This is a genomic window from [Clostridium] ammoniilyticum (assembly GCF_025566905.1).
Lineage (GTDB): Bacteria > Bacillota_I > Bacilli_A > Erysipelotrichales > Coprobacillaceae > Faecalibacillus > Faecalibacillus intestinalis.
Genome location: NZ_JAOQJR010000005.1, coordinates 183,083 through 189,413, shown reverse-complemented (window position 1 = coordinate 189,413; position 6,331 = coordinate 183,083). Strand labels below are relative to the sequence as shown.

The window sequence follows — 6,331 nt, the reverse complement described above, 5'->3', positions numbered from 1 at the left end:
GAATCATTAGATAATTTAAAACAAGCGATGATAGATTATATTCATTATCATAATAATTTTAGAATTACAGTAAAGGGAAAAGGCTTAACTCCATTACAAATTAGGAATCAAGCCTTATCATTAAGTTAATTATTTTTTGTCCAACAAAGTCGGTTCACTTCAGATTTTAGTCACTCATTTTTACTATTGTGTAGTAGTAGGTTCAGCTGGAATTGTTGTTTCCGGTGTAGCTGGAGTTGCTTCAGGTTGTGCTTCAGGTTGTTGTTCAACCTTCATTGTACCCACAGCAATAATTGCTTCATGACCTTTATAATAACTGTTGGCTTCTTTTTTCTTTGAAAGTAATTTACCATCTTTATCATAAACTAAACGATAAGAAACAGCTTTACCACCATTAGATCCAGCTTGCTTTGTAACTTGTTGACCTTCAGGAATAGTTGCATCATTTTCATATTTTGTGTTATATGCGACATCCCCTGTTCTTTCACTTGTAAACTTCACATAACTTCCATCAACATCAGTTCCAATAATTTTACATGTTAACTTACCGCCAGCATAACTTGCTTCTATTTTAATTGGATAATCTCTATTATTTTTAAATTTAAAATCAGGACCACCCCAAGAAACAGTGGCATCTCTTCCAATTGGTACATAACTTGAAATATACGTATGATTTGTTCTTTCAGTTACTTCTAAATTAGCTAAAACAACAGCATTATATAATGTTGAAGAAGTTTGACAAACGCCACCTCCAACTTCTTGAACAGTTTCGCCATTTAAATAAGCTCCTGCTTCACCAAAACCATTTTCTTTTGTTCTTTTTCCAACTGTTTGATTGTAAGAAAATTCTTCACCTGGAAGTAAGATCACATTACATTTTTCACCAGCAAGTCTAACATTGTTTTTTCTTACAGATGAACCATTTACAGTTGTTGTATATTCACCTAAAACATCTTTAAATAAATTCTTTTCTAAATCTTCTTTAGTAATACTTGGAACAATAGCTTTTGCTTTAACTTCAAATTCTTTTCCTTCTTTAGCTTTATTAAAAGCATTAATTGAATCATCTAAATCATATTTAGCACCATATTGTTCAGCTACAATTTTATAATCATTATTTTTATCTAAAGTCGCATTTTTACCTTTCTTAGATAAAGTCTTATAAATTGTTTTCATAACACTTTCATCTTCTGAAACAGATGAAGGTTTAATCTTTAAAGTTTTATTAAAATCATATTCATTTAAAGCAGTTTGAATTGTGTTATAAACATCTTTTTGTTTAACTGCTTCACCACTTTTACCTTTAGTAAAGATAACTTTTGTTTTTTCAACTTTATAAGTTGTAGGTACTAAAGTTGAATAATCTAAAATACCTGATTTTTTGATATCTTTATTAAGTAGTTTTTGATTTTTAATATCTATAGAAATGTTTTCATTATGTTGTAGTAAGTAATGATATCCTTTTGTAAAGAAATTATTATATTTCTTTTGAATATTATTGACTTGTTTTTTAATATTGACTTTAACATTATCTTTCATATCTATTTGATACTTTTGATCATTCATTTCAAGATTTAATAATAATTGATTTTGATCTTTTTGATACTTATTTTCAAGTTTAGAAATGACCTCTTCTTTAGACATATTATTAACCTTTATGCCATTAATTGTCATATTTTTAATAAACCCTTTACCTGATGCTAGAAAACATAAAATGATATAAATAACCAATATCACTCCTATAACAGCACCTCCGATTATAGGAACTTTTTTATTCAGCTTTTTCATTTTTTCACCCCTATTTGTACATAATAATATATGATTAAAATATAGAAATCAATCGAAAAAAATCATATATCAAAAATAAAAAATATTTGTTATAATGAGGGAGTTATTTATTGATAAAATCAACAAAATAAGATAGTATCAAAAAGAAAGGTGGTATGAAAATGAATGATGATATTATTGTTGCAGTAGCAACATCAAGACTAGAAGCAGCAATTTCAATTATCCGTTTATCAGGAAAAGATGTTATTGCATTTGTTCAACAGTTTTTTACAGGAAAGATTATAAATAAAGAGAGTCATACCATTACATACGGTTATATAAAAGATAATGGTGAAAAAATAGATGAAGTATTAGTAAATATCTATCGTGGGAAAAGAACTTTTACAGGAGAAGAAATGGTTGAAATCAATTGCCATGGTGGTGTTTATATTACAAATAAAGTAGTTGATCTTTGTTTACATCATGGAGCAAGACTGGCAGAACGTGGTGAATTCAGTAAACGTGCTTTTTTAAATGGACGTATTGATTTATCACAAGCAGAAGCTATTAGTGATATTATTACGGCTAAAAATAGTTATGCTTCTTCTCTTGCTTTAAAAGGAATTCAAGGAAGTATTAGTCATTTTATTAAAGATTTAAAAGAAGATTTAATTCAAATTATTACGCAAATAGAAGTCAATATTGATTATCCTGAATATGAAGATGTAGAAGAATTAACAGCAGATAAGCTTTTACCAATGTCTACTTCTTTAATTGAAAAGATGAATAAAATCATTGAAGATTCTAAAAATATTAAATTATTAAAAGAGGGAATTCAAACAGCCATCATTGGTAAACCCAATGTTGGTAAATCTAGTTTATTAAATGCGATGTTAAAAGAAGAAAAAGCGATTGTCACAAATATTGCTGGAACAACAAGAGATGTCGTTGAAGGCTCAGTAACAGTAGATGGTATTTTATTAAATATGATCGATACAGCAGGAATTAGAGAAACAGATAATATTGTAGAAAGTCTTGGGGTTGAAAAATCAAAAGAAATGATTAAAAAAGCAGATCTTGTTTTATTAGTTATTGATGGAAGTAAAGAACTTGATCAAGAAGATCAAAAGTTACTTGAACTTACAGAAGATACAAATCGTATTATTATTATTAATAAAGCAGATTTAGGTAAGAAAGTTGATTTAGAAGGAATTGAAATATCGGCTAAAGAACAAGATATTTTAGCGCTTACTAAAGAAATTAAAAAGAAATTTAATTTAGGACTTATGAGTAATCAAGAAGAATATTATCTTACTAATGCTAGACAAACACAATTATTAGAAAAAGCAGCTTCTTCTTTACAAATAGCAATTGATGCGATGAAGATGTCTATACCATCAGATCTTATTGTAGAAGATCTTTATGATAGTTGGTCTTGTTTAAAAGAAATATTAGGAGAACAAGCAAAAGAGGATTTATTAGATGAATTATTTAAACGCTTTTGCATCGGTAAATAAGATGAATACAAATGAAATATTAGCACAAAGATTTTATCGTTTTTTTAAGTATACAAGGAATGTAGCATTAATTGCGTTTATTGTTTTCTTTATATTAAATGCAATTAATACAGGAAATAGTATTTTATATTGGATTTGTTATGGATGTTTAATGGTTTCTATTGTAGGAGCAATGCAATCAGTTTTGTTGTATGTTCTTTCAAAGTATTATAAAAAGAGGTAATTTGAATGGAAAAAATATTTGAACAAATTGATAATTTGTTTGTAAATGGGGTTATTAATGGCATTATTTCAATTGTTATTGCAGGGATTGTTTTAATTGCAATCAATAAATTATTAAATAAGTTTATTAAAAAGAAATGGCCTGATAATTATGTTTTACAAAAAAGAATTAAAAAGATTATTCTCATTACAATCTTTTTAGCAATTGTATGTAGTGAAGTGAAGTTTTTAAAATCATTTGCGACTGCCTTACTTGCATCTGGAGGAATCGTTGCCGTAGTTATTGGACTTGCCAGTCAAGAAGCTGCAGGTAATCTTATTAATGGTGCCATGATTATGGCTTATAAGCCTTATAAGATTGGTGATTTTATTGTTGTTACAGGACATAATGTTAGAGGAACTGTTATTGATATTTCACTTAGACATAGTGTTATTGAAACATTAGAAAAGACACAAATGATTGTTCCTAATGATATTATGAATAAAGCAATTATTGAAAATATTTCACAAATCGAACATGTTAAAGCAAATTATCTTTATATCGATATTTCTTATGAAAGTGATATAGATCAAGCAATCAAAGTGATTCAAGATCTTGTTGTAAAACATCCTTTATTCATTGATGGAAGAAAAGATAAACAGGATCCATTAGTCCCTGTGATTGTTTCTGATTTAAAAGATAGTTCTATCCAACTAAGAGCAACAATCACTAGTGAAGATAATGTACAAGGTTTTCAAATGCTTGCAGATATTCGTAAAGATTTAGTCACTGAATTTAAAAAGGAAGGTATTGAAATACCTTACCCTCATATGCATATTGTAAAATAGTGTAAAAAAGGAGAAAACATGGATTACCAATGTTATTCTCCTTTTCTTTTAATCTCCCCATACTTCTTCAGCAATTTCTTTAACAAGTTTAAGTTTAGCCCATTGTTGTTCTTCTGTTAATTTATTACCAATTTCACATGAAGCAAAACCACATTGAGGACTTAAATATAAACGTTCTAAAGGAATATATTTAGTTGCTTCATAGATTCTTCTTTTAACAAGTTCTTTATCTTCTAAATCAGGTTTCTTTGTAGTAATAAGACCTAAAACAACTTTCTTATCTCCTGATACTTTCTTTAATGGAGCAAAACCACCAGAACGATGATCATCATATTCTAAGAAATAAGCATCTACATTTTCTTCACCAAAGAGTAAATCAGCTACACCATCATAAGCTCCTGAACTAAAGTAAGTAGAATGATAATTTCCTCTACATACATGAGTATTAATTGTTAGATTTTCAGGTGCATTTGCAACAACTTTATTATTTAAATCTAATAAAAGTTGTTTATATTTTTCTAATGCTTCTCCCTTTCTTCCTGTTAAACTTACAGCAAGTTCAGGATTAACCATACCACCCCATACACAATCATCAAATTGTAATTGACGGCATCCAGCGTGATAAATTTCTTGAACAAATTCATTGTATGCTTTAACAACATCGTCAGCAAAGGCTTCTTCACTACCATAGATTTTTAATGTTTTATCTAATAAATCAGCTCCTGTAAAGAAAGCATAGAATTGACCAGGTGAAGGAATTGTTTGTTTAGCTACAGTATTTTCATCTTCTAATGCTTTCACAAATTTAAAGTGTTCAACAAAAGGATGATCTTTACAAGAAATCTTTCCTGTCATAAAAGTATCATCAATCATTGCAGCTTCACCATCAAACGTTTGATTTCCATCTACAGTCTTTTTATGTTCAACCCCATTAAATCCCCACATAAAGTCTAAATGCCAAGTAGAACGTCTAAATTCACCATCTGTGATGGTATGATAACCTAATTCTTTAAGTTTATTTACAAGTTCTACAATACATTCATCTTCAACTTTAGTAAGTTCTTCTTTAGTTATATTATTTAATTCATAATTTTTTCTAGCTTCTTTTAATCTTTCAGGACGTAAAAAACTTCCTACAAATTCATATCTATTTAATTGACTCATATCATTCATTCCTTTCAAACTATATTTTTATTTTATCAATCAAAACATAGTTTGAATAATACAAATAATAACTACTTAGATATAGTTTTAAACTATATTCACCATTGTGCATAATGCACAAATGTATGCAATATTCTCATAACCTCAACACATATAATTTTTAAACTTTCTTACATATAATATAAGTAACAAAAGGGATATAAAATACTAAGGAGGAACAAAATCATGTGTGTAAATTACTATTCATATTTAACAACTAATCAAGCAGATTCTCAACCAGGTTGGGCTAAAAAAGACAGATTCGATTCAAGCAACACAACATTATCAAAAATTAAAAATCACGTTGTTAAAAACTATTTCTCTAAACTATTTAAATAATATATAATAATACGAAAAACCTGCACGTGATGCAGGTTTTTTAGTCTTCATTTTTTATTTCTTCTAGTAAACTTTCCATACGATAATCAAAACACTCTTTTAATTCACATTCCCATATTACAATTACTTTAATATCCATTTGTTTTAATTGTTTATAGTGTTCAATATCATTTTTCATATTTTTTTCAAATTTATTAATCCAATAATCTTGATTTGTTTTGGGAATATAAGCATATTTACAATTATAATGATGATGCCAAAAACAACCGTTAATAAAAATAGCAACATTGTATTTTGATATGTATATGTCAGGTGTTCCAGGTAATGTTTTAACATTTTTTTGATATCTAAAACCTTTATGGTAAAGATACTTTCTTACTTTAAGTTCGATAGAAGTATCTTTACTTTTAATTCTAGACATATTATAAGATCTTTGCTTTGAAACCATGATATTA

8 protein-coding genes are annotated in these 6,331 nt (G+C 27.8%); 5 read left to right on the top strand and 3 right to left on the bottom strand.

Annotation, left to right across the window (positions count from 1 at the left end; genetic code table 11):
- Positions 1-129, top strand: a 129-nt coding sequence (locus OCV55_RS14105) for an IS3 family transposase (RefSeq protein ID WP_147580195.1), incomplete at its 5' end; no start/stop codon positions are given.
- Between the two features lie 54 nt (positions 130-183).
- Here the strand turns inward: OCV55_RS14105 and OCV55_RS06890 are convergent.
- Positions 184-1,788: a VanW family protein gene (locus tag OCV55_RS06890; RefSeq protein WP_147580194.1), complete on the bottom strand. Its 1,605-nt coding sequence runs from the start codon at positions 1,786-1,788 to the stop codon at positions 184-186.
- Between the two features lie 161 nt (positions 1,789-1,949).
- On the opposite strand from OCV55_RS06890, the gene mnmE reads away from it, so the two are divergent.
- From mnmE to OCV55_RS06875, 3 genes are read left to right on the top strand one after another with little or no spacing between them, the layout of a single operon-like run.
- Positions 1,950-3,284: a tRNA uridine-5-carboxymethylaminomethyl(34) synthesis GTPase MnmE gene (gene mnmE / locus OCV55_RS06885; RefSeq protein WP_147580193.1), complete on the top strand. Its 1,335-nt coding sequence runs from the start codon at positions 1,950-1,952 to the stop codon at positions 3,282-3,284.
- Positions 3,250-3,507: a hypothetical protein gene (locus OCV55_RS06880; RefSeq protein ID WP_227279114.1), complete on the top strand. Its 258-nt coding sequence runs from the start codon at positions 3,250-3,252 to the stop codon at positions 3,505-3,507. Before mnmE ends, OCV55_RS06880 begins: the two co-directional genes overlap by 35 nt.
- A 5-nt stretch (positions 3,508-3,512) precedes the next feature.
- A complete protein-coding gene (locus OCV55_RS06875; RefSeq protein WP_147580192.1) occupies positions 3,513-4,334 on the top strand; it encodes a mechanosensitive ion channel family protein in 822 nt (273 codons plus the stop codon).
- A gap of 48 nt (positions 4,335-4,382) precedes the next feature.
- On the opposite strand, the gene OCV55_RS06870 is transcribed toward OCV55_RS06875, so the two are convergent.
- Positions 4,383-5,498, bottom strand: coding sequence for a 5-methyltetrahydropteroyltriglutamate--homocysteine S-methyltransferase (locus OCV55_RS06870; protein ID WP_267309850.1), 1,116 nt, complete (start codon positions 5,496-5,498; stop codon positions 4,383-4,385).
- A 225-nt stretch (positions 5,499-5,723) separates the two neighbouring features.
- Here OCV55_RS06870 and OCV55_RS06865 point away from each other — a divergent pair, with 225 nt between their 5' ends.
- Positions 5,724-5,876, top strand: coding sequence for a hypothetical protein (locus OCV55_RS06865; RefSeq protein WP_155522374.1), 153 nt, complete (start codon positions 5,724-5,726; stop codon positions 5,874-5,876).
- 40 nt (positions 5,877-5,916) lie between these two features.
- Here OCV55_RS06865 and OCV55_RS06860 read toward each other — a convergent pair whose 3' ends face one another.
- The gene (locus tag OCV55_RS06860; protein WP_147580190.1) at positions 5,917-6,324 is read right to left on the bottom strand and encodes a very short patch repair endonuclease; all 408 of its coding nucleotides are present in this window, start codon (positions 6,322-6,324) and stop codon (positions 5,917-5,919) included.
- Positions 6,325-6,331: the final 7 nt, after the last annotated feature.

Bases quoted from the DNA above. Each gene is read 5' to 3' on its own strand.
- OCV55_RS06890 (WP_147580194.1), bottom strand. From the start codon at position 1,788: ATGAAAAAGCTGAATAAAAAAGTTCCTATAATCGGAGGTGCTGTTATA.
- mnmE (WP_147580193.1), top strand. From the start codon at position 1,950: ATGAATGATGATATTATTGTTGCAGTAGCAACATCAAGACTAGAAGCA.
- OCV55_RS06880 (WP_227279114.1), top strand. From the start codon at position 3,250: ATGAATTATTTAAACGCTTTTGCATCGGTAAATAAGATGAATACAAAT.
- OCV55_RS06875 (WP_147580192.1), top strand. From the start codon at position 3,513: ATGGAAAAAATATTTGAACAAATTGATAATTTGTTTGTAAATGGGGTT.
- OCV55_RS06870 (WP_267309850.1), bottom strand. From the start codon at position 5,498: ATGAGTCAATTAAATAGATATGAATTTGTAGGAAGTTTTTTACGTCCT.
- OCV55_RS06865 (WP_155522374.1), top strand. From the start codon at position 5,724: ATGTGTGTAAATTACTATTCATATTTAACAACTAATCAAGCAGATTCT.
- OCV55_RS06860 (WP_147580190.1), bottom strand. From the start codon at position 6,324: ATGGTTTCAAAGCAAAGATCTTATAATATGTCTAGAATTAAAAGTAAA.